Annotated in this window: 18 protein-coding genes; 4 read left to right on the top strand and 14 right to left on the bottom strand. The window is 50.2% G+C overall.

Features of this window, described 5'->3' with window-relative positions; all coding sequences use genetic code 11:
• Nucleotides 1-41: 41 nt before the first annotated feature.
• Nucleotides 42-1,436, bottom strand: coding sequence for a hypothetical protein (locus FYZ48_RS27345; RefSeq protein ID WP_149345656.1), 1,395 nt, complete (start codon nt 1,434-1,436; stop codon nt 42-44).
• Nucleotides 1,437-2,079: 643 nt separating this feature from the next.
• Between FYZ48_RS27345 and FYZ48_RS27340 the strand changes: the two genes are divergently transcribed.
• The gene (locus FYZ48_RS27340; RefSeq protein ID WP_149345655.1) at nt 2,080-3,498 is read left to right on the top strand and encodes a sigma-54 interaction domain-containing protein; all 1,419 of its coding nucleotides are present in this window, start codon (nt 2,080-2,082) and stop codon (nt 3,496-3,498) included.
• Nucleotides 3,499-3,583: 85 nt separating this feature from the next.
• Here the strand turns inward: FYZ48_RS27340 and FYZ48_RS27335 are convergent, their stop codons facing one another.
• The 10 genes from FYZ48_RS27335 to FYZ48_RS27290 form a co-directional block, all read right to left on the bottom strand.
• Nucleotides 3,584-4,594 (bottom strand): type II secretion system F family protein, encoded by a 1,011-nt coding sequence (locus FYZ48_RS27335; protein WP_149345654.1) that lies wholly within the window; start codon nt 4,592-4,594, stop codon nt 3,584-3,586.
• A gap of 51 nt (nt 4,595-4,645) precedes the next feature.
• On the bottom strand, nt 4,646-5,578 hold the full coding sequence (locus FYZ48_RS27330) for a type II secretion system F family protein (protein ID WP_149345653.1): 933 nt from the start codon (nt 5,576-5,578) through the stop codon (nt 4,646-4,648).
• A gap of 57 nt (nt 5,579-5,635) precedes the next feature.
• Nucleotides 5,636-6,982 carry a CpaF family protein gene (locus FYZ48_RS27325; RefSeq protein WP_149345652.1) on the bottom strand — a complete coding sequence of 449 codons (1,347 nt, stop codon included), beginning with the start codon at nt 6,980-6,982 and terminating at the stop codon, nt 5,636-5,638.
• Between the two features lie 169 nt (nt 6,983-7,151).
• Nucleotides 7,152-8,126: a Flp pilus assembly protein CpaB gene (gene cpaB, locus FYZ48_RS27320; RefSeq protein ID WP_242022814.1), complete on the bottom strand. Its 975-nt coding sequence runs from the start codon at nt 8,124-8,126 to the stop codon at nt 7,152-7,154.
• Nucleotides 8,127-8,271: 145 nt separating this feature from the next.
• On the bottom strand, nt 8,272-8,571 hold the full coding sequence (locus tag FYZ48_RS27315) for a hypothetical protein (RefSeq protein WP_149345650.1): 300 nt from the start codon (nt 8,569-8,571) through the stop codon (nt 8,272-8,274).
• Between the two features lie 172 nt (nt 8,572-8,743).
• Complete coding sequence (locus FYZ48_RS27310) at nt 8,744-9,070, bottom strand: hypothetical protein (RefSeq protein ID WP_315853213.1); 327 nt, start codon at nt 9,068-9,070, stop codon at nt 8,744-8,746.
• Nucleotides 9,071-9,226: 156 nt separating this feature from the next.
• Complete coding sequence (locus FYZ48_RS27305; RefSeq protein ID WP_149345649.1) at nt 9,227-9,550, bottom strand: Flp family type IVb pilin; 324 nt, start codon at nt 9,548-9,550, stop codon at nt 9,227-9,229.
• Nucleotides 9,551-10,028: 478 nt separating this feature from the next.
• A complete protein-coding gene (locus FYZ48_RS27300) occupies nt 10,029-11,225 on the bottom strand; it encodes a hypothetical protein (RefSeq protein ID WP_149345648.1) in 1,197 nt (398 codons plus the stop codon).
• On the bottom strand, nt 11,222-12,964 hold the full coding sequence (locus tag FYZ48_RS27295; RefSeq protein ID WP_149345647.1) for a hypothetical protein: 1,743 nt from the start codon (nt 12,962-12,964) through the stop codon (nt 11,222-11,224). The genes FYZ48_RS27300 and FYZ48_RS27295 overlap by 4 nt, the downstream gene beginning before the upstream one ends.
• A 234-nt stretch (nt 12,965-13,198) precedes the next feature.
• On the bottom strand, nt 13,199-13,804 hold the full coding sequence (locus tag FYZ48_RS27290; protein WP_242022787.1) for an HAD family hydrolase: 606 nt from the start codon (nt 13,802-13,804) through the stop codon (nt 13,199-13,201).
• 300 nt (nt 13,805-14,104) lie between these two features.
• On the opposite strand from FYZ48_RS27290, the gene FYZ48_RS27285 reads away from it, so the two are divergent.
• Nucleotides 14,105-14,605, top strand: coding sequence for an acetolactate synthase (locus tag FYZ48_RS27285; protein ID WP_149345646.1), 501 nt, complete (start codon nt 14,105-14,107; stop codon nt 14,603-14,605).
• Nucleotides 14,606-14,622: 17 nt separating this feature from the next.
• Here FYZ48_RS27285 and FYZ48_RS27280 read toward each other — a convergent pair whose 3' ends face one another.
• Complete coding sequence (locus FYZ48_RS27280) at nt 14,623-15,657, bottom strand: Gfo/Idh/MocA family protein (protein WP_149345645.1); 1,035 nt, start codon at nt 15,655-15,657, stop codon at nt 14,623-14,625.
• A gap of 171 nt (nt 15,658-15,828) precedes the next feature.
• On the opposite strand from FYZ48_RS27280, the gene FYZ48_RS27275 reads away from it, so the two are divergent.
• On the top strand, nt 15,829-16,812 hold the full coding sequence (locus tag FYZ48_RS27275) for a zinc-dependent alcohol dehydrogenase (RefSeq protein ID WP_242022786.1): 984 nt from the start codon (nt 15,829-15,831) through the stop codon (nt 16,810-16,812).
• Nucleotides 16,813-16,860: 48 nt separating this feature from the next.
• On the top strand, nt 16,861-18,204 hold the full coding sequence (locus tag FYZ48_RS27270; RefSeq protein WP_149345643.1) for an arylsulfatase: 1,344 nt from the start codon (nt 16,861-16,863) through the stop codon (nt 18,202-18,204).
• On the opposite strand, the gene FYZ48_RS27265 is transcribed toward FYZ48_RS27270, so the two are convergent.
• Both FYZ48_RS27265 and FYZ48_RS27260 read right to left on the bottom strand, forming a co-directional pair.
• Nucleotides 18,201-19,688 carry a DUF1501 domain-containing protein gene (locus FYZ48_RS27265; protein ID WP_149345642.1) on the bottom strand — a complete coding sequence of 496 codons (1,488 nt, stop codon included), beginning with the start codon at nt 19,686-19,688 and terminating at the stop codon, nt 18,201-18,203. The genes FYZ48_RS27270 and FYZ48_RS27265 overlap by 4 nt on opposite strands.
• 69 nt (nt 19,689-19,757) lie before the next feature.
• On the bottom strand, nt 19,758-22,163 hold the full coding sequence (locus FYZ48_RS27260) for a PSD1 and planctomycete cytochrome C domain-containing protein (RefSeq protein WP_242022785.1): 2,406 nt from the start codon (nt 22,161-22,163) through the stop codon (nt 19,758-19,760).
• Between the last annotated feature and the right edge of the window lie 116 nt (nt 22,164-22,279).

Raw genomic sequence — 22,279 nt, 5'->3', positions numbered from 1 at the left:
GCCTGTCAGGTTTTGAAAGAGTTCTGTTTTTCTGCTTCAAGCTATTCCGACTTCTGCTTGAGCTGGGCCAGTAATTCTGCATCTTTCAGACAATAGACCAGTGAAATGTCGCTGGCCATACGACCTCTGCGATCCTGGATCTGTCCGGTCAGATTTAACATCTGGTCCAGTCCAGCCTGCAATTCTCGATCAGTCTCACTCGATTTTGTTGTCTCTAACTGTTTCAGTTCTGCATCTGCAGAACGCCACATGATCCAGGCTGATGTCAGTTCATGCAAATCGGAAGTCCCTCGGGGGTAGTATTCATTCATTCTTACTTCCCAGGCCTCTTGTGCGTGCTTCCGACTCTGTTCGAACTTTATTCGGCTCATCCGCTCGTCCTTCCGGTGACGATAGGAATTCCCCTGAACATACGCAAGCTGCGCCTGTGACAGTTCAACCAGATCTTTTCGTCCCAGACCTGCGCCGCGTTCTGAAAGGAGATCAACATTTTCCTGAATCCTCTCCAGACGACGAATATAATCTGCCAGATTAGAAACGTTGTCTGCCTCACGATTATCAAATGAGTTCGTTTCGAGGTTCGCAACAAAAACGGACCGGGACGCACGGCGGTATTCATTAAGATCTGCGGCGCCGACCATGAGTTCCTGTTTTCGTACTGAATAATACTGATCAGAAAGACGATTGATCTCCCGCAAGGCAAAACCCATCTGGTTTTTATTTCCAGCTGCGGCAGCAATTTCGTATTGATTTTGAGCCAGAATTAAGCGGGCATGAACGACATCGCCAAACCAGCCCTGGGCCGCAGGCTGATTCATCATCTGCAACTGTTCCACGGCTTTCTCAAGCAAGGCCTGTTTTTCTGAGAGTATTCTGACCCTGGCATTCTTAGCGTTACGAAAGTCAGCCACATTAATTCTCGTCTGATAGGCTACATTCAGTGCCAGTTGATAATCCGAAAGTGTCATCAAGCCTCGGGAAAAGGAATCGTGACTCTGATCAATCAGATCACTGGCATTGGACTCGAACTGTCGTAATTGTCGATTTTCCTGAGAGGAGATGCGTTTAACAACTGGAGTATAGATCTGCGGCTTTTGAGCTGGAACCGCTGCTGGAATAGAAGCGGGAACAGGCTCCTGCTTTTTCTGCAGGGGGACCACATTCATGGGAATGAATTCCCGCCGGTCCGGCTTAGATGGGAGTCTGACTGTTTTCACTTCAGCCAAATCCAGCTCACCTGGAGCCAGTGATACTGTTGCCAGGCCTTCTTCTATCTCCAGAAAGCGATGAATACTTTCCAGAGATGTTTCCGGTTGGATGGTTGAGTTCTCTGCCGTGACAGGGGATAGAAATTCTGAAGGCTGGGGGCGTAACGCCAGACTGACGACCAGAACCAGGATGCCACAGCTCAGAAAAAAATGAGTTCGATCATTCATCAGTAAAAGAATCGCCAGAAAAGAAGTAAGCAGATCAAATTGATCTACTGTATTTGTTCAGAGCGATCCGTGCTGTAACCGACAAGCTTCTCCTTAATCCTGTCTATCGACTGAACCCAGCCTTTGAGATTCCGAATTCCTCATCCGGTGCTGTAATGAGCATGAGATGTATTTCTGACAGTTACCTGCAAAATGGTACGACAGGAGTAACTGGACCGGTGATGTTCTCAAGACTGTCTCATCAGAGTGAATTATTTCTTACGATTCCGACCTGATCAAATCATTTTTAGCAGACAGCAGAACAGTCAACACATCAACGACAACCCAATTAGGCGCCATAAACAAATACCATTTAAACACTTATGTCTTTCATACCTTGGCTGTCAGGATATGGCCGTTTAAAAAGATCCAGCAACCTGAAAGAACTCCTATTTCCTCAAGATTACATATTTGATTTTGGTGATAACGTTTGTTATCGTAATCCCAACATCGCAATCGCCATATTCCACCCAAACAACGCAAGCGATTCCATCTTAACTATAGAATCACTCAATCAGATTTTTTGATTGCAAATAAAAACTGAATCCGGGCCATCCTCAAACTCACAGCCTGGGTCTATTTCCAAGAGAACAAAGGAGCTGTGATGCCATCTCTGGGGATTATTTACACTTTCGACTCCAAATTAGAATCCATCCTCAAACCAGGCTTGCTGCAGCAGATTCATAGCCAGGTCAGTCTGGCAAAGTCGTTGCCTGAACTAATGGAGCGGATCCAGAATGCTTCTCCGGCAACTGTTTACCTGGATTTGAGACCTCACGACTTACCCTCTGAATCCGATGATCGCAGCTCCGTATTATCGTATCTGAGAGAAATTTGTGAATTCCCAGTCAATGTCGTCACGATTCTTGATCAGTTTCTACCCGTCGAATACGTCGAAACTGCGAATTTCATCACGGATGCCTTTCTGGAATTTCCCCCAGTGCCTGAAGAGTTAAATCTGCTGGCAGAAGAGCTCGCACAACTTGAGCCTAAAATCATTCCAGAGAGCCTGCCTGAATCTCGTCAAATCTTTGATCATAAGAAGCAGGTGACTACATACACTCCGGAAATGATTCCGATTGTCGACCAGATTTCGAAGATCGCCAGGCACAATGTTACTTTGCTGCTGATTGGCGAGACTGGTACCGGAAAAACCACGCTGGCCTCCATGATCCATGAACTCTCGCCCAGAAAAGATGAACCATTTCAGAACATTGCCTGCGGTGCGCTTCCCTCTGATCTGATCGAAAGCGAGCTGTTTGGCCATTTACGTGGTTCATTCACAGGTGCAGAGCGGTCAAAAATAGGTCACTTCGAAGCCGCAGGGAAGGGCACACTGTTACTGGATGAAATCGACATCCTGTCTCCCAAGGACCAGGCCAAGCTATTGAAGGTAATCGAAACTGGTCAGTTCGAGCCTGTAGGGTCAACCGAGTCCCGTATCTCTGAAGCGCGATTGATTGTCGCCGCGAATGTGGAGCTTGATGAGCTGACACGAAATAATAAATTCCGTTCCGACCTCTACTATCGCTTGAATGTTCTGCAATTCCGCTTGCCTGCACTGAGAGAACGTCCGAATGATATCATTCCCCTCACTTTGCTCTTTATCAAGGAATGCTGTCAGCAACATGCGATCTCGGTCACGAAAATCCATCGCAAGGTTCTGGACCTTCTCAAACAATACAGTTGGCCCGGCAACTTAAGAGAGCTCAAAAATCAGATTCAACGGGCCGTCCTGTTCTCAAGTAATGGTGAGCTGACTACTCACGAATTTTCTCCAAATCTGTTCCAGGAAGTCCAGCGCGATCCTCAGATTCAGACAGTCTCTGCAGAGAATCAAACCTTGGCAGATCAGGTTGCACACAATGAGAAGCACCTGTTGCTCAAATCGCTTTCTGAGAATGGCTATCGCAAAACAGCGACTGCGAAAGCCCTGGGAATCAGTCGGGTCGGGCTTTACAAGAAGATGCGCAAGTATGGGATGCTGGATTCTGGCAAAACCAAACTGCAAACGGAAAGTTAGATCCGGAGGTTGGTTGCTCGTGCTTTCCCACAGGGAGAGTTTTCAGTGAATCTGATGCGAGTCCAAGTCGCTTAATCAGACGCCCCTACTGATTACCGCCAGTTGAGTTCTGCTCCAGAACGCTCTCTGAAGTGGCGCTGATCGTCTCACCGTAGGTAGAGGGTTCCAGAATCCCGCCAGGACGATGCTCGCGAATCAGAAAGTTTCGCAATTCAAGCACGGCAGGAGCAAAGAACAGGATATAAATCGGTGGTGCCATGCAGAAGATAACCGGAAACAACAGCTTGATACTTGTCTTGCTGGAATGTTCTTCCGCCCGTTGACGATACTTTCGGCGAATCCCGTCAGCAAAATCGATCAATGCAGTAGATACATTGGTCCCCAGTCTTTCTGTCTGAGAAATCATCAGAGAGAGCGTGTTGACATCAGGTGCATCGATTCGTCGGGCGAACTGCTTCAAAGCATCGGCCATGGAATTGGCATCAGCGTGTCGCCGGATGATGTCAAACTCAACAGCGATATCAGGGTGTGAAAATCGAACTTCCTCGGTAACCCGTTTCAATGCAGTACGCAAGGGCACACCACCGGTCAGACACATCATGACCAGGTCAAGTGCATCCGGAAGACCTTTTTGAATCCGGTTTACTCTACGGCTGGCCTGGTTGTGCAATACCATTCGAGGCAAACCATATCCACTGCCTGCTACCAGTAAGCCTGCTACCAGAATAATCTCGGGGTAATTGGTACCTGGATCTGCAAGTACACATCCAATACCAGTGCCGATCAATACCATTACGATCAAAATATTTCGGGTCGCCAGATATTCAACCAAGGCGGTCGACCTGTAATAGCCGGCCCGTTTCAGGTCGAGTTCAATCTTTTTGATTTCCTGATCCGACTGAGGAATTACCCCTGCCATGGCACGTTTAAACGCACCAACATGCGAGGCTGAATACGTCGAACCTCCAGAACCTTCTCCACGATTTAATTCTTTTTTTCTACCAGCACGATTTCCGGCTGCAATCGCATCCCCTACCAGGAAGAATACAAAGCAGACCAGCAAAAATGTGGCGATTGTGATGAGATCTAAAAACATGTGAGGCTCTTTAATATTTGGATCAGCTTTTCAGCAGATTGAAGTCGTAGTTTAATAGTCCGTTCTCAACAGGGCGGAGACCCAGAAAATACCGACCACTTCCAGCACAAAAGCGATCATCAGCAGAATATTACCGATCGGATCCGTATACAGATTAGAAACATGCTCAGGAAAAGCGACCAGCAGAACGACAAACGCGACAGGAGCAACAACGGTCATTAAAACTGCCGAAGCACGTCCTGCTCCCGTAGAAGCCCGCATCTGACGGCGGTAATTGATACGATCCCGGATGACATCAGCCATTCTTTCCAGATTAGCGGGTAAATTCCCACCCGTCTTGCGATAAAGCATTAATGTGGATGTCAGAATTTTCAGATCAATTAGTTGAATTCGACTGGAGAGAGATTTCATGACAGCAGGAATCGACATGTTCATGTCAAGTTGACGGGCACATCGTCTGAACTCATAGCTGAGAGGACCTCTGGTCTCTTCTCCAACAATAGCGATCGCCTGCTCCAGACTGGCACCAGCGTGCGTTGACCGAGCCAGCAGGTCGATCATTTCGGGTAGTTCTTCCTGAATTCTCTGCATCCGTTTTTTCCGGCGGTGATGCAGAACAATCAGGACCGCTACCATCCCGGCACACATCCCGGCAATTCCTGCCAGTGGCAGATCGGTATAAACGAAGATCATACCACCAATGGCCAGTCCACAGGCGACAATCATCAGGAAGGCAGAGAAGGGGGTAAACTCAGATCCATTTTCCAGAATGAGTCGATCAAAACTCTGGTCGATCTTTCCCAGCAGACTGCGGGCGGGTTCCTGGTCGAAAACGTTCGGAATTCTTCGCAGGCGGGGACGTCCCCCAAATCTACCAGAACCGGACTTGTTGACTCCAGATAAATCCCGAACGATAAGGTAGACAGCCAGAACAGCTACTGTCACTGCAACAAAGCACAATAATGCTACCGATGAACTGTTCACTTCCCACTTTCTCCACTACCAGTAAAACTCAAACTCTTGTGTCAGAAATCAGGACAATCAGGCTTTGAACGCTTTTTGTTCAAAAATCTGATCGCTCAGCCTGATCCCGGATGCTTCCATTCGCTTCAGACATGCAGGTCGGTAACCTGTGGAATAAAAATGACCGATAGCGTTCCCCTGATCATCCAGGCCCGTTTGTTCGAAACCAAAGATATCCTCGACCTGGTAATCTCCCCGCTCATTCAATGCGATAATCTCAGAAACACGGGTGATACAGCGTTGCCCCCCTTTAAGGCGGGCCCCATGCAGAACGATGCCGATACCATTGGCGATGTACTGGCGGATAACAGGAAGTGGTAAGTCGAAACCACTCATGGCAACCATCATTTCCAGACGAGCCAGGGCATCCCGAGTGTCATTGGCATGGATGGTCGTCATCGAGCCTTCGTGACCAGTATTCATGGCCTGCAGCATATCCAGGGCTTCCGCTCCACGAACCTCACCGATGATGATCCGGTCCGGACGCATACGCAGACTGTTTTTGACAAGTTGTCGCTGAGAAATTTCACCGACACCTTCGGTGTTTTCCGTTTTGGTTTCCAGACGAACCACATGCTTGTGCTGCAGCAGCAATTCCGCTGAATCCTCGATGGTAACCAGACGTTCTTCCCGAGGAATGAAGTTGGACAACGCATTCAGCAATGTGGTTTTACCACTACCCGTGCCCCCTGAAATCAGCATGCTGATCCTGGAATCCACGACAGCTGCCAGAAAATCTACAATCTCTGGAGTCAGAGACTTTTTCTCGATCAGGTCATCAATTTCCAATGGAACAGTACCAAAGCGGCGAATGGACAGTGAAGGACCATTCAGTGCCAGCGGAGGAATGATTGCATTGATACGGGACCCATCAGGCAGACGCGCATCCACCATGGGATTCACTTCATCGATACGTCTGCCAACACGTGAGACAATTCTCTGGATAATCCGCATCAGATGCTGATTGTCAGCAAAGATGACATCTGATTCTTCGAGTTGACCATTCCGTTCGATATGAATTTCGTAGGCGTGATTCACCAGAATATCACTGATGGTCGTATCTGCCATCAGTTGATCAAGTGGTCCCAGCCCGAAGACTTCGCTCAACAGTTCGTCAAGTAGCCGCTCCCGATCGATCCCCTCCAGTACAGATGCATGCTCATCACAGATTTCTGTGGCAACGGCTCGCACTTCCCCGGAAAGTTCTTTTTCTGAGATTTGAGCCAGCATTGACAGATCGAGGGAATCTACCAGCTCCTGATGAATCAGAACTTTCTGTTTCTGAAAGTTCAATTCTGCCTCTCTGTTTTCTGGAAGATAGCTTTCGGGCTCCAGAAAAAGTTTTTTTGTGCGAAGTGATTCCATGTCGTAACCTACAGATATAGTTTCCCAGCACGATCAGTCTGGAGCAGAAACTCCTTCCTGAACGGACTTCAATAACAAACTGACTTCAAAACTGCGCCAATCACCCAGGAATTCTGAGAAATCAGACTATCATCAACTTATCGGTCGACGCTCTGATTCTTTTCTGGGTTTAAAGTCCACTGGCGGGAACAGAAATCTCCGAAGTCTTATTCTCGTCCTGCTTCATCGTTGTTGTTGCTTTGCTTGAGGGAATCACTTCTGAAGCAACAGGAGTTTCGATTGCGTCGATCCAGTTCTGGCTCTTGTAGGCACGGTTGCCTTTAAAGTGCACTGTATTTAATGAGCCACCCCGATAGATATCCATACTGGAAACTCGCTGATTGGGGATGAATCCTAGAATGTTTGACAATGTCAGGCGATCGCTCGAACGTCCAGCAGAAACCACTTCAGTGTTTTCATTGGGGTTCCGCAGCGCCAGGCTCAGGACGCCATGATCCTCAACGACCTTGAGGACTTTGCCCTGTTCGGGCGATACTTCGAGAGTAACAGGATAATCGGCAGAATCTTTACTTCCCATTCCGACTTTATGTCCGGGAACAGAAGTCTGATCTACAGCCAGAACGCGTACTTTTTCGAGCAGGGTAATGGTAGTCTCGGGAATCCCATCTGTTTCGTGTGAGCGGAACAGAACATCAACAATTGCTCCAGGACGTGAGAAACCGGCCACATTCCCAATTTTGTGGATGGAAACAGTGACAGCGCGATTACCAGGCTCAAGAGTATCGGACAGTCCCGGGCCCATTCCTGTTGCATACAGATCAACTGTATGGAACGGCTCTCCGGCTTTGATTTCCGATTTCAGCACCCGGCCCTGAATAAATTCAGTCGCCATGATCCGTTGCAGCCCATTTGGTTTGAATCGCTTATCAACCTGATCGGGAAGCATCTTCAAAATGGAGATATCATCCAGAGACAATGTCTGCCCTGGCACGAGGTCTCGTGAAGCGATGGGAATGAAGACCTGCCGTGGTTTCGCTGGTGGATCTTCTGCTAACACGACAGGGCCCGGTTGCTTATGCAGGAACTGCCTCACTGTATAAGCTGCGCCTAAGCCTAAAAGAATTGCGAAAATCGCTGCCGTCATTGTTCCTGGACTAATTTTTGCCACGTTAACTTCCCTGAAATCTTCGATTTAAAAAAATTTCACTTCATCCGCTGAAGCTGTTATCTCACAGCAGATGACACATTGTTTCGATTAATTTACTGATCGTTCCAGATCAGTTTCTATTTTATTCTCCGGCAGGAGCAATTGTCAGATCCAGATCGGCAGGAGCTCCGTTCAGGGGATCCGTTAACGTCCCCGTATCCGAGTCGTGATACTGACTTGTTACACCGTTGACCGTATAACTGTAAGACTGATCGATGCTCTCCAGAGCCACCGCTGTATCACCAAACTTCTGGACGATATGATCGCGTAATGTGGCAACTCCGGGAATGATGCCGATGATGAGAATCGTCAACATCAGAACTGTTGTGAATGCGGAGACATTACCTCCTTCATCCGACCAAAATTGACTTAACAGTTTCATTCCTGCTGCTATCCTGACTTTGAGAGAATGCTGACTCGTGTTTTACAAACACTGCACATATATGTGCATCTTATATGCCAATCCAATACCAACTTCTCAAATACTGTTTTTCAGGGGGGTTCCCGAGTGGGCGTCCTCGGGAACCAGTCTGAAAACTCAAACTGTATCAGTACTACTCACCAGCGGGAGCAGCAATTGTGACGTTAATACAAGCAGGTTCAGACCCTGCGGTATCGACGTTGGTGTCACAGAAGTCAGTCTGGTCAACGAACTGAGATCCAGATACGCTGGAAGTGTGTCCTGTTACACCAGAAAAACTGTAACTTTGATTAATGTTTGAGATAGCTAAAGCGAGGTCACCCAGTTCCTGTACGACCTGATCACGAACGGTGGCCAATCCAACAACAACCCCTAATACCAGGATCGTTCCGATCAACACGAGTTCGGATGAGACAACAAAACCTGCCTCATCATTCCAGAACTTATTAAGCATGTTCATTCTAACTCCTTAAGTATCATTTAAACTGACATGGTCAGTTCTTTTGAACATAGTGATAAAAAATTGAAACAGAAGGTAATGGCTGCTTCCCGCGGGAAACAGAGGACAACAGCTGACCGTTGAGTTGTGTCAACTCAGGCAGATGCTGTATTCAAACTACTCACCAGTAGTAGCTGCAATGACAGTGATGCAGTGCACGAAGGTGCCGCTGGTGTCATCGTTCTGGTCACAGAAATCCAGGTTGTCATTGAAGAGTGATCCTGATGTGCTGGAAGAGTGGCCTGTAATACCAGAGTAGGAATAGCTCTGGTTGCTGTTAGACATTGCAGCTGCAACGTCTGCGAGTTCTGCGATTACCTGATCACGCAGTGTGGTCAAACCGACAATCATGCCGAGAACCAACACGGTAGCGATCAGCACAAGTTCTGTTGAAACGACGAAACCAGCTTCATCATTCCAAAACTGCTGAAACATCTTCATTCGTACTCCTCACATTAATCAGATGGTTAATGCATACTGAATGCGTCACAAGATCATGTGACTGTTAACAATCCAGTAAATTAACTTGTCTGCATACGCCCGGCGCAGACGTTGCAAAAATACAGCAGACCATGTGCCACTTTTACCACACATGCATATTTTTCTTATTTTCACACCAGGTCGTAATCCGTGCATTTTTCCAATGACCGGTTTTTGAATCACTCCTGCGCAATCCGTTAGTTTCAGCACAATTCTCTTTTCTGATAGTTTTCCTGATATTTACAGGCAAACGTCACTTGGCAGGTAATACAGCAACCAAAAGTGTTTACATTGGTTAACACTTTATACAGCGGTGTAACCAGAGGTGCACAGCGCGTGTTATCCCTGTTTCTATGTGGATTGAGTTAGAGCCTGCGGGAAAGAAGAGCGCAGAATCCAATACAGAGATTTGGATGGTCTAGCAAAGAGAAAAGATTGGTCAATCTTTGGTTAACGGAGGCAGCGTGACCTGGGCCGGGAATTTACCTCTCCATAAAGCCAGTGCTCTACCAGCATGGGACAGGAAGGTGAAGCTGTTTTTAATCTCGGTTTCCGGCATCTTTTCAATGGTTTCTACCAGCCATGTTCCTGCCTTCTCCAGCGTTTCAGCAGGAGGGAGGACCTCGGCAGGAGCCAAAGCCCACCATTCCATGGCATGACCAGTCGCCAGCACCCGCCGCGCGCGTGGTGTGAATTTCTGCTCCGTCGATAGATCCAGCTTGGTTCCATCCCAGTTTTTATCCCAGAAGCCCTCTGTAGATTGCGATTCTACCAATCGATTCGTGATACCCTTCAGATAATCTAGGATCTTCTTTCGTCCAGCTTCAGACAGAATCGGCGTCTGTTCATCTACGCGCAAAATCATGACCAGTGCATGCAGTCTATGATTTCCATAGCAGACTCCCTGCGTCGGTTTTTGCCGCATAATTCGGTCGCTGATCACATCGAAATTGATCCGCTGACCTTCGCTGGTCACCCAACTCTGGGGACTATCCAGAAACAGAGCAAACACCAGTGCCGACCACTCATATTCCACCTGATTCAGACTGAACGATTTCAGAGATTCCTGAATCATTTCTGCCAGCGTTGTCTCTCCCTGGGTGAGGACAATTGGATAATCGACGGGTGTCCCCACTTCAGCCAGCGTCGCCAGCGTATGGTCTTCATGGCTTGACGTTTCCAGCCCTTCCTGGACGCGAGCCCGCAAGCCATTCTGATTTCGAACCAGTAGAGGCCTGGTTTTGTCCCCCCAAACCTGACCAAACTGTCGATGATCCAGAAGGATATCGCGCATCTCAATTCCTGACAGGGATTTGGGATCATCAAATACCGCTTCCAGTCCCCAGAAACGCAGCGCATGATCCACGTAGTTAATGCGGGGCTGCTTACCGCGAAACTGCGGCCGCAGACGGGAAAGGACCTTCCCGAGGTCTGCATCTGAAACGATTTCGGGACGATCATATTCCGGTTTGACCGTCAAGGGATTGAGCCTCAGTGCCGGTAGCTCCTTGGCCCGCTCCCAGTCCTGATAGCGTACGGCTGCCCAGCCAATCACGGCTCCCACGATCAGGATATGCAGACATAAAAATGCTGCGACTTTCAGTTTTTTATTTATTGATGTTCGGTGTGAACTCATGGCTGGTCCTCCTCTGTCGCAGCGGATTTCTGCTCAGATTCTGTCTCTTTATCTGTAGCTTCTGATGCTTTTGCTGCCTCTATCAGAGCCGGTTCACGCGACATGACTAATGCCAGATCGTCCTCATAGACAGGTCGAAAACCTTCCAGACGCCGCACCTGTTTTTCCAACGCAACCTGCTTTTCTTTGTGCACGATGAAGGTCGATACGTTGTATCTCTCTGCAACTGATTGCCAGCCTCGATTCGCACGCGCTATTCCCAGGTAATCTCGCCAGACGCGTGGCGGAGCCAGATGCACGGCGTTGGTCGTCATGAAGACCTTAAGATCTTTGGGGCCATCCCAAACCAGCCAGTCCCCCCACCACTGGGGGTTCCAGACCTGTTCCTGAGGTGGATGAGCCCTGAGAAACTCGGTCAGTTTGCGCGGCGTGCCTTCACTGTAAACCTTATTGATATCACGTGGTTTTCCACCAAACAGGGGAGTCGCTATATTTGAAAAAGCGAAGCCAAACCAGAGGATCAAGACACACACGGAAGTCATAACCAGTGATCTGCGTGCCCAGAAAGAACCTGTTTTTTTCTCTCCGGAACCGGACTTCAAATATACTGGAGTCGCCCGGGGAATCACGGTGGCCAGATGATTCACCATGGCATAGACAAAAATAACTGAAAACCAGCCAATCATCCGCACGCCCATAATCACAGACAGTGAGAGCAGACCAATCCTCAGCACATCTGCCGTCCTGACCCGTTCCCGACTATGGCGGTAGAGCCCCAGCATCATTACCCAGGCCATACAGAACCAGATTCCCTCTGCATCCCGAAACTCCAGCGGCTCCCATTCCAGCACATCCTTGAGGTTGGGATTCCGCGGAAAGAGCAGAGAATTGAGGAACAGATCCATATGGTAAGGATTGAGTAATGCGGTGCAGACTGAAAGTTCAGTCACAATCAGCCAGCGACGAACCCACGGATCCGTACAGACCTGGATCAGACTCTTCGTCCTCCAGAGTACTTCCAGTGCCCGTCCCAGGAACTGTAACGCCAGTATGGCCAGACCTACGACAAAAGAACCATGCAGATTTGCCCAAGCCAGGAAAATGAGAGGAATCCCCAGATAGAGACTGCAAAGCAGGGGAGCGGGAGTTTTTCTTGCAGAAACGTCCTCGTCACCGTCAGCGGAAGGGAGCCAGCGGTCGTATTTTTCAGACCAGGCCATGACCACCAGCAGCAACGCCACGCAGAAGGTTCCGAAAATTTCCGGTCGGATGATGGCAATTCGACTGGAGGAAATCAGGATCAGCAGGAATGATCCGAGCGTGCTCACCCCGACGCGTCCCGTTTTGATATAGAAAGCACACCAGAACAACACGTGTGTCGCAAACACTGTCAAAGCAAAGACATGCGAAAGCCCCCGTACACCCCAGAATTCATAGACTTTGGCAAACAGGACCTGAGATAACCATGCAGCGTCAATACTTTTTACGCCCTCTGCCAGCGACAGAAAGGGATCATATTGAGGCAGACCTTGATGGGTCAGGATCCAGTCACCATAGGAAACGTGCCCCCAGATATCTGAGTAAAAGATATGTACGTTACCGAAATAGAAGAACAGCCAGGCAAACCAGAGGCATGTAATCAGATGCGACCAGCCCATCGAAAAGGTTTCTCGATAGAACTGACCTTTATCGAGTGCCGTTTCAGGCTCCAGAGTGCCGGGGTGAGAGTCGATCGACATATTTGCGTCCACAGATTTAAACAAACTCAACTTCTGAATTGATCGTTCAATGACCGGAACCTGGGAGTATAGTTCCGCAGAAACTGAAAATGTTACGCAAACAATGTTCCAAAGCAGAGAAGAGAACTGGATCGCACGTAGTCAAGCTGTCTGTTCACGTTAAATTGATGAACAATCTGTAAAGCAGCTGTATGAGATCAGAAACGCGAGAAGCGCCTGATTCCCGGGTACATTTTAGAGTTGGATATCCCGGGCCACGAGATGCTGAATCAGAGTCGGTGTATCTGTAAATACTTCCGCCTGGATTCCCAACCCACGAGCGACATTGACATAATCTGCGATGTCATCAGTGTAAAAGGCTTCTTCCGGAGCACACTGGATCTTAGAGAGTGCTAAATCAAAAATCGGCCGTTCCGGCTTGATGGCGCCCGCCGTGTAAGATGTCGCGAAATCATCAAAGCGTTGCAGGACCTCATATTCGTTCCAGATGAATTCGAAATGAGAAATACAGGTATTCGACAGAAGTACCAGCCGATGCCCGCGGTCTTTCAGAGTATCCAGGACGGGAACGATGGACGCATTCAGCTCAAAAATATCTGATGCAGCCCGGACCAGATCCGGATAAGAGACAGATTGGCCTGCGGCCTCTTCAAACCACTGATGAAATTCCTCTGCCGATAACAGCCCCCGTTCAAACTCCCACTGTTTTCCCGAATCGATCAGCAGAGCCTGAATCTCCTCGCGGGTACGCCCACAAAGCGCCCCCATCTGTTCACACATTCGATCATGTGAAAAGAAAGCGAGAACATTTCCCATATCAAACAGAAAGGTACGAATCACGTTTTGACTCCGGATTTCTGGTCAGAATGCAGTTAAACGCCCCAGTTGTATGATCTCAGCCCCAGATGTACAAGACGCAAATCGGCTCCTTTTTCACCTCTGTGCTGGTCGATCTGCTTTCCGGGCACTGAAGCGGGCACCTCTTATTGACGACATCGCATAATTTGCTTAAATTGCCTGAAGATAAGAACTTGATGAGAACGTAACACGACCTGGTTCCTGTCTGTACACAAACTCTGGTTCGGACGCTGTTTCTGTGCCGGCATTCGAACTGGCTTTGCAATACGTGGAGAAAATCAGATGGATTATGAAAATCAATCCTCTTACCCTTCGGGGGAACCAGGCAAAGAGTGGCCCTGCCTGCGTCAATTCTGTGTGTTTATGGAAAACCGAGTCGGTTATCTCCATCAGTTGCTAAAGCTTCTGGAAAAGTTTGACCTGAGAATCATTGCTTTGAGCACCGTCGATTCGGTAGATGTCGCGATGAGCCGTATCGTCCTCGATAACTACGAACGCGCCCGCGAAATCTTCGAGCTCTCTGGATACACGTTCTTTGAAAAAGATCTCATCGGCGTCGAACTACCAGATGATACGCAGCCTTACATGCGAATCTGCCTCTCATTGCTCCAGGCAGAGGTCAACATCGACTATACTTATCCGCTGCTTTATCGCAGACATGGCAGAGGGGCGATTGCGCTGTGTGTCGATGATATCGATCTGGGAATCAGAACACTGACAGAACAGGGGCATCGCATCATCACTGAAAAAGACCTCAAAGATGATGACGAATACCTGCTCTGATACAGGTAGCGTCTGACTTATAAACCGGGCACGGTTTGCCTCTTACCGGTACTGGCTGCCTCGTAACAGGCGTAGATCGTCTGAATAATCCTCAAGCTCTCGCGGCTGGTGAGCAGCGGTTCTGATTCACCTGCCGCCGCCAGGACAGCCTTACGCACTGCGGGTGTATAGCCGCGCGGCTCCAGTGGTTTTTCAAATCGATAAAGCTTCCCGTTGTGATTGACACTCCAATCCAGTGGACGATCGGCAAAGGGGAGCATCTCCAGCCAGCCTTTGCTTCCCCAGATTTTGATCATGGACTGATATCCCTGCTTCAGATAGAAGCCCGCAGTCAATGTCCCTAGAAATCCCGCATCATAACGCAAGGCAAATGCTGCCGAGTCTTCAACATCCAGTGGTTGACCACCGGCATTCGCCGTAAACCCGCTCACCTCGTTGATCGACGCACCTGTCAGATACATCGACAGATCCAGCCAGTGAATGGCCAGCCACGATAGAAAACCCCCGCCGGCCTGATCTTTGTGCGCATACCAGCTTCCATGATAGGCGGGTCTGGTTAAGCGGGTCTGATCGGCCAACAGTTGCAGTTCTACGCCGTAGATTTTTCCCAGCGTCCCCTCCTGGATCAGTGTGCGTGCATACTGGATTTCCGGGTTCGTCCGATTGGCCAGGGCCAGCGATAAATTCAGATGCTTACTCTCGGCCTTCTGAACCAGTGGCTCGAACTGAGACACATTCAGACACGCGGGCTTCTCTGAAAGCACATGCGATCCCTGTTCCAGTGCCAGGTCAATCGCAGCAGGCGCCTGTCGGGCCTCCATCGTGACCAGAGCCAGCTCTGGTTTATGATTCTGGTAAAGTGCTTCTGCCTGAGGATAGACCTGGCTCAACCTGGTCCCCAGTTCCTTTTGTGCCAGATCAACCTGTTTTCCACTCGGGTCCGCCAGGAAGACCGACTTGACGGCTTCGGTCGTTTTCAAAGCTGAGAAATACGCACCCAGGTGTGCACCGGTCTCATTGGTTAACACGGCCACATCGATCTGTTTACTCATCGCAGAATTCCTTCAGATTCCCCAGGGGCCAAGCAGTCCGCCTGAAGTCATGACTTTGCATTTGAATCGACATCGTATATTTTATATGAATATATCCTTTCCGCTTTGTTCCTGCCAGAAGCAACTTTGATTCTGGAACAGGAAGCTGTCACATATTTCAGGACCAGTCCTTTGTTAGCAAGTCATCTCGTCGCGCCCGGTCAACTTGAACTCATTGACGTTCCCGAACCCGAATTACCGGCTTCTCCACCTGCAGACTGTGCGGGCCAGATTATCTTTCAGCCCGAGACCACCTGTCTATGTGGTTCCGATCTCCCTTATTTCAACGGCACCGACGAATGGGAAATTGAAATCGGTCACTCGCTACATGAGATGATCGGCACGGTCACCGCGACCAATGGGAACCGCTGGAAAGCAGGGGATCGTGTATTAGCAGTCCCCGTGATGCAACAGGGCCTGCAGGAGCGATTCCTGTTGGATGAATCCCGCACCATTCCCATCGCGACCAACATTCCCGAGGAACATGCATTGATGGCCCAACCTCTGGGGACGGCCCTCTTCGCTCTCAAAAAACTTCCCAACCTGCTGGACAAGACCGTCGCTGTAGTGGGACAGGGACCGATGGGACAACTTATGAATGCCGCCCTGAACAATATGGGTGCGCGCCAGATCATCGGCATTGATCTACTCGAATCCCGGCTGGAAGTCAGTCCCCGCATGGGCGCCACCGCGACGATTTGTAACAGGAACAACGATCCAGTCACTGCAGTCCGGGAAATATTGCAGGGAGAACTGCCCGACATCGTGATCGAAGCGGTTGGTCACGCCGATCAGCAAATCAATCTCTGCGTTGAACTCTGTCGCCAGGCTGGTCAGATCCTGGTCTTCGGTGTTCCCCCTGAGACGATTGACAATTTTCGAGTACGGGATCTGGTATTTAAAAACATTACCGTTCACTCCAGCATCAATCCGGATTTCAACCGTGACTTTCCGCTGGCGATGCAATGGCTCTCTGAAGGCCGAATTGATGTCGGTCCGATTATCACACATCGCTTCCCTCTCGCTGAAATTCAGCAGGCATTCGAACTCTTCCGCGATCGAAGGGAGGGGGCTATCAAAGTCATCGTTGATTTTCCTGCGAAACAACAGGCATAATCGAACTATTACATCATTGAATCACCCTGACTCTGAGGTTCCACAATAATGATTTCTGACAAGCCCTGCCGTGTTCTTTTTTCATTGATCTTCTGCCTCCTCTTAACAACTTCCAGTCTACGAGCAGAGAATCGCCCCAACATCATTTATGTGATGGCAGATGACATGGGTTACGGCGACCTGGGCTGCTACGGTCAGAAAATTATCAAAACGCCCAATATCGACCAGCTTGCTCAGCAGGGGATGCGGTTCACCAACCACTATGCGGGGCACACCGTCTGTCGTCCCTCGCGACTGGTCCTGCTCACCGGTCAGCATTCGGGACACACTCCGATCAGCCAGAATGAACAGTATTATTTCCCGGAAAACACAACGACCGTCACCTCACTGCTCAAAGAACAGGATTATGCGACGGGCGGCGTAGGAAAATGGGCCCTGGGTATTCCAGAGTCTACCGGTGTTCCCAGCAAGCAGGGGTTTGATTTCTGGTTCGGCTACCTGGACCAGGGTAACGCACACAACTTTTATCCCGAGTTCCTCTGGAGCAATGAACAGGAAGTCTCACTTCCAGGCAACAAAGTGGGGCCTTACAAACGGGTCTCCATCTCGCGCGAAACCTACTCACATGATTTACTGACCCGCGAAGCATTTAACTTTATCCGGGCCAATGCAGATAAGCCTTTCTTCCTGCAGGCACATTACACAATCCCACACGCCAATAATGAAGGGGGCCGCGCTACCGGTGATGGCATGGAAGTCCCTGAATACGGCGACTACCAGGATCGCGAGTGGCCTCAGCCTGAAAAAGGCTTCGCTGCGATGGTGACCCGCCTCGACCGGGACCTGGGCCGGATGGTCGGACTACTGAAAGAGCTCAAACTGGAAAACAAGACCATCATCTTTTTCACTTCGGACAATGGTCCCCATCAGGAGGGCATGCATCAGGTGGAATTCTTCAACTCGAACGGACCGCTGAAAGGTTACAAGCGCGATCTGTATGAGGGAGGCATCCGGGTGCCGCTGATTGTCAAGTGGCCGGGGAAAATCAAACCGGGTACCACTTCCGATCACATCAGTGCTTTCTGGGATTTCCTGCCCACGGCCTGTGAACTGGCGGGGATCCAGCCACCGAAAAACATTGATGGCATTTCCTACCTGCCGGAACTACTGGGCCAGTCGCAAGAGGCGCATGCGACGATGTTCTGGAAATATCGGGGCAAAGTGGCTCTGCGGGCTGGTAAATGGAAAGCCGTCCAGACTGGCCCCGGTAAACCTCTAGAATTGTATAATCTCGATACGGATATCGGAGAGACTCACAATCTCGCTAAAGATCATCCCGAAATCGTCGCACGCATGCAGCGACAGATCACCGCCAGTCAGTCTGCAGACTAGATGATTTCCGAAATCGGTTCGGTATGTTCAACGCCAACCAGTTTCTGATCCAGTCCGCCGTAAAAGTAAGACAGACGATTCGGGTCGAGGCCCATCTGATGCAGGATCGTTGCGTGCAGTCGTTTGACATGGAACGGTTTCTCCACGGCGGCAGCGCCGAGTTCATCGGTTGCTCCCACGGAAGTCCCGCCTTTGATTCCACCGCCGGCAGTCCACATCGTGAATCCAAAGGAGTTATGGTCGCGGCCGGTCCCTTTCGCGTACTCTGCAGTGGGCTGACGTCCGAATTCACCTCCCCAGACAATCATGGTCTCATCGAACAGGCCGCGTGCTTTGAGGTCCTTAATCAGCGCTGCGATCGGCTGATCGGTATTCCCGGCATGATAGCTGTGATTCTTAACCAGGTCGCCATGGGCGTCCCAATTGGCATCATTATGATTTCCGCCTGAATAGAGCTGAATAAATCGAACTCCGCGCTCGACAAGACGCCGGGCCAAGAGGCAGCGTCTGCCAAAATCAGCGGTCCGGGGATTGTTCAGCCCGTACATGTCCTGAGTCTGTTGGGTCTCTGAAGCCAGATCGGCAGCTTCTGGCGCGTGTTGCTGCATCTTGAAAGCCAGTTCATAGCTGGCGATCCGGGCTGCCAGTTCCGAATTCCCCGCCCGGGTTGCTTCATGTTTTTCATTGGCCGTTTTCAACGCATCCAGCAGTTCTCGCTGGACGGCTCTACTCATGCCCGCGGGTCGTCGCAGGTCTACCAGTGGTGCTCCCTTGGAGCGCATTGTCGTCCCCTGATAAGTGGCCGGCATAAAACCGCTGGACCAGTTCTTGGCGCCGCTGATCGGTCCACCTGTCGGATCGAGCATCACCACGTAGCCGGGCAGGTTCTCATTCTCGCTTCCCAGACCATAATTCAGCCAGGAGCCGAGGCTGGGGAAGCCGCTCAAGATGCGTCCTGAATTCATCATCAACATGGCTGAGCCATGGATTGGAGAATCCGCGGTCATCGACTTGAGAAATGCAATATCGTCGACGCAGGTCGCCAGATGCGGGAACAGATCCGAAACCCATTGCCCCGATTGACCGTATTGCTTGAACTTCCATTTGGGACCGACGACGCGTCCTTCGTTCTTTTCGCCACCGCGTCCCTTGGTTTTGACGGGAATCGTCTTACCATCCAGACCATACAACTTAGGCTTATGATCGAACGTATCGACATGACTCGGGCCACCGTACATGAACAGGAAGATCACGCTCTTGGCCTTGGGTTTGAAGTGGGGATCTTTGGGTGCCAGCGGGTTCCGGAACTGACTTACACCGTCAGCGGCGACCGCCTGTGAATTCAGAAACCCATCCGCGGACAACATCCCGGTTAAAGCGACGGAACCAAATCCGCCTCCCGCTTCCCACAGGAATTCCCGCCGTGTTCGTCGGCAAAACTGGGCATGTCCGGCTGGCTGTTGGGGTTGCTGTTCTAAGCTCATATCCTGATCCTTTATACGCTCTCAGGCTCTCTCAAACCCGTTATATCAATATCGTAATATTAAAATATCTTAATCGAGATAAACAAACTCATTCCGGTTTAAGATCGTCAGGCAGAAATAGTCCCGGGCCTGTCTCTCAGATAACTGGTGTTTGTCAATCAGACTCTTAATGAGTTGAACTCCCGAGTCCACCTCACCGGGCTGGGGCTGACGACCATAAGCCAGGCGAATTGCCCGTGCTACGAATGCCGGGTATTCCGGTCCCGCATCCTTGAGCAGCCGTTCGGTCAGGTGTTCTGCCTGACTATTAACGAATGCACCGTTAATCATCCCCAGAGCCTGTGCCGGCTGGGTCGTCACGAATCGCACAGCACAGCTGCTGTCTGTGTCGGCAAAGTCAAAATTGAAGAGCAGGGGAGTCAGCAGCGAACGTTTGACGAAAATATAGATACTCCGTCGCGCCCGTTCTTCCTCTGAGGAATTCCCCCAGCCATGCCCCGGTTTAGACTGTCCCTGCATGACCTCTTTAGAAATCAGTGGGTAAAAGCCCGGACCATACATTTTAGAATTCAAGCGACCATTGACCGCCAGGATACTGTCGCGAACTTCCTCAGCACTCAATCGTCGCATATTAAACCGCCAGAACAGATCATTGGCCGGGTCTACGGCAGCCGCTTCTTCGGAGAATTGAGAGGACATCTGATAGGTATTCGACAGCATGATCAGCTTGTGCAAGGCTTTGAACCGCTGTTCCTGATCGTTAAATTTCAGGGCGAGCCAGTCCAACAGCTCTGGATGTGTCGGTGGGACCCCCAGCTGTCCGAAGTTATTGGGTGACTGCACGATTCCTCGACCAAAGTGATGCTGCCAGATCCGGTTCACGATGACCCGCGATGTCAGCAAGTTATCCTGATCAGCGATCCACTCTGCCAGTACGCGTCTGCGACCGGAGGTTTTCTGCTCCGCCGAGGGTTGGGGAATTGTCGCCTGCTCACCACCGAAGATCTCTGGAAAACCAGGCTGAACGGGATCCCCTTTCACGTGCGGATTTCCACGCAGTAGAACGAACGTTTCCCGGGGTTCCTTGAGGCTGCGTCTGACGCTGAGTGCCATCTTGCGGGGAGGCAGTTTTTTTCGTTCCGCATACAGTTCCTGCATTTCAGACTGCATCTTCTGATAGTCCTGCATCTGAGCAGGCTCCAGGAACTGCACCAGTTTTTCTTCCAGTAACTTTTTGCGCTCCCGGGTCTCGGAACGACGCTGATCGACACCTGACATCTTTTTTATGCCAGTCTCTTCAATCGCGCGCATTTTCTGCTTCAGCTCGCCCTGTTTTTCATCCAGCTCTGCATAGCGGATTGCCAGCTTCGTCCCCGTGATATCGGTTTGATTAAAAGAGAGTTGATCGGAGCGGATTCCGTATGAGTTCAGACCATGGAAAAACGCCATAAAGCGGTAATAGTCTTCATGGGGAATCGGATCGATTTTATGTTCGTGACAGCGGGCACAGTTCAGTGTCAGCCCGAGGAACACCTGACTGGTTGTGGTGACGATATCATCCAGCTCATTGTAGTAACTCAACAGCGGGTCGGCCGGTTCATCATCCCAGAGCCCCAGTCGATAATAGCCTGTGGCGATAATGGAATCATTAGTCACTTGATCCAGTTCGTCCCCCGCCAGTTGTTCTTTAATGAACTGGTCGTAGGGTTTGTCTTCGTTCAGGGAGCGGATGACATAGTCCCGAAAACGCCAGGCGTTGGGTTTGTTACCATCCCGTTCATAACTGTTGGTATCAGCATAGCGTACCAGGTCCAGCCAGTGACGCGCCCAGCGTTCTCCGTAATGAGGTGAAGCCAGCAGGCGGTCAAGCAATTTTTCGTAGGCATCTGGGGCATGATTGTTTACAAACTGATCGACTTCCTCGGGAGTGGGAGGTAGACCGGTCAGATCAAAGTATGCCCGACGAATCAGTGCGACCCGATCTGCGGGTGGTGCAGGGGAGAGCCCCTTTTGCTCCAGTTTTCTCAGGATGAACGCATCAATTGGATTTTGAACCCATGCCTGGTTCTGGGTGGCGGGTGGTGCCTGCTTCCGGGGAGGCTCAAAGGCCCAGTGCTTTTTCCATTCCGCGCCCTGGGAGATCCAGTTCTTAAGCAGTTCCACCTGGGCCGGCTTGAGCTGCTCTCCTTCCGGGGGCATCTGCAGTCCATCATCCCGGGGGGAAATCCGGGCAATGAGTTCACTCTGTTCAGGGTGGCGGGGAACAATTGCCGTTGCTTCCGATTCCAGTTTTTTGAACGCTTCATCACTCTGATCCAGCCGCAGCCCCCCTTCCTGTACATCAGGACCATGGCAAGAGTAACAGTGCTTTGCCAGCAGTGGTTGGATCTCCTGGGTAAAATCCACGGGAGGCTGTGAAGGGGACTTAGCAGGAGTGGTCTTCGTTTCTGCATCGACTTCTGCAGTGAAGCCCAAAGTGAAACTGAGGAGAATCCCCCAGAGGAGTAACTTTATTGAACATGGTCTGTTTCTCAAGCGACTGGATTCCGGCATTTAGATTTCTCTCTCCCGACATTGGCGTGATCATGGAA

The organism is Gimesia chilikensis (assembly GCF_008329715.1).
Taxonomy (GTDB): Bacteria; Planctomycetota; Planctomycetia; order Planctomycetales; family Planctomycetaceae; genus Gimesia; species Gimesia chilikensis.
The sequence above is the reverse complement of the archived record's forward strand: the minus strand, read 5'-3'. Positions and strand labels throughout refer to the sequence as shown.

Coding starts and splice junctions, on each gene's coding strand:
- cpaB (WP_242022814.1), bottom strand. CDS start 8,126: ATGACGGCAGCGATTTTCGCAATTCTTTTAGGCTTAGGCGCAGCTTAT.
- FYZ48_RS27270 (WP_149345643.1), top strand. CDS start 16,861: ATGATTTCTGACAAGCCCTGCCGTGTTCTTTTTTCATTGATCTTCTGC.
- FYZ48_RS27345 (WP_149345656.1), bottom strand. CDS start 1,436: ATGAATGATCGAACTCATTTTTTTCTGAGCTGTGGCATCCTGGTTCTG.
- FYZ48_RS27310 (WP_315853213.1), bottom strand. CDS start 9,070: ATGAACATGCTTAATAAGTTCTGGAATGATGAGGCAGGTTTTGTTGTC.
- FYZ48_RS27335 (WP_149345654.1), bottom strand. CDS start 4,594: ATGTTTTTAGATCTCATCACAATCGCCACATTTTTGCTGGTCTGCTTT.
- FYZ48_RS27265 (WP_149345642.1), bottom strand. CDS start 19,688: ATGAGCTTAGAACAGCAACCCCAACAGCCAGCCGGACATGCCCAGTTT.
- FYZ48_RS27305 (WP_149345649.1), bottom strand. CDS start 9,550: ATGAAGATGTTTCAGCAGTTTTGGAATGATGAAGCTGGTTTCGTCGTT.
- FYZ48_RS27285 (WP_149345646.1), top strand. CDS start 14,105: ATGGATTATGAAAATCAATCCTCTTACCCTTCGGGGGAACCAGGCAAA.
- FYZ48_RS27340 (WP_149345655.1), top strand. CDS start 2,080: ATGCCATCTCTGGGGATTATTTACACTTTCGACTCCAAATTAGAATCC.
- FYZ48_RS27280 (WP_149345645.1), bottom strand. CDS start 15,657: ATGAGTAAACAGATCGATGTGGCCGTGTTAACCAATGAGACCGGTGCA.
- FYZ48_RS27300 (WP_149345648.1), bottom strand. CDS start 11,225: ATGAGTTCACACCGAACATCAATAAATAAAAAACTGAAAGTCGCAGCA.
- FYZ48_RS27315 (WP_149345650.1), bottom strand. CDS start 8,571: ATGAAACTGTTAAGTCAATTTTGGTCGGATGAAGGAGGTAATGTCTCC.
- FYZ48_RS27295 (WP_149345647.1), bottom strand. CDS start 12,964: ATGTCGATCGACTCTCACCCCGGCACTCTGGAGCCTGAAACGGCACTC.
- FYZ48_RS27325 (WP_149345652.1), bottom strand. CDS start 6,982: ATGGAATCACTTCGCACAAAAAAACTTTTTCTGGAGCCCGAAAGCTAT.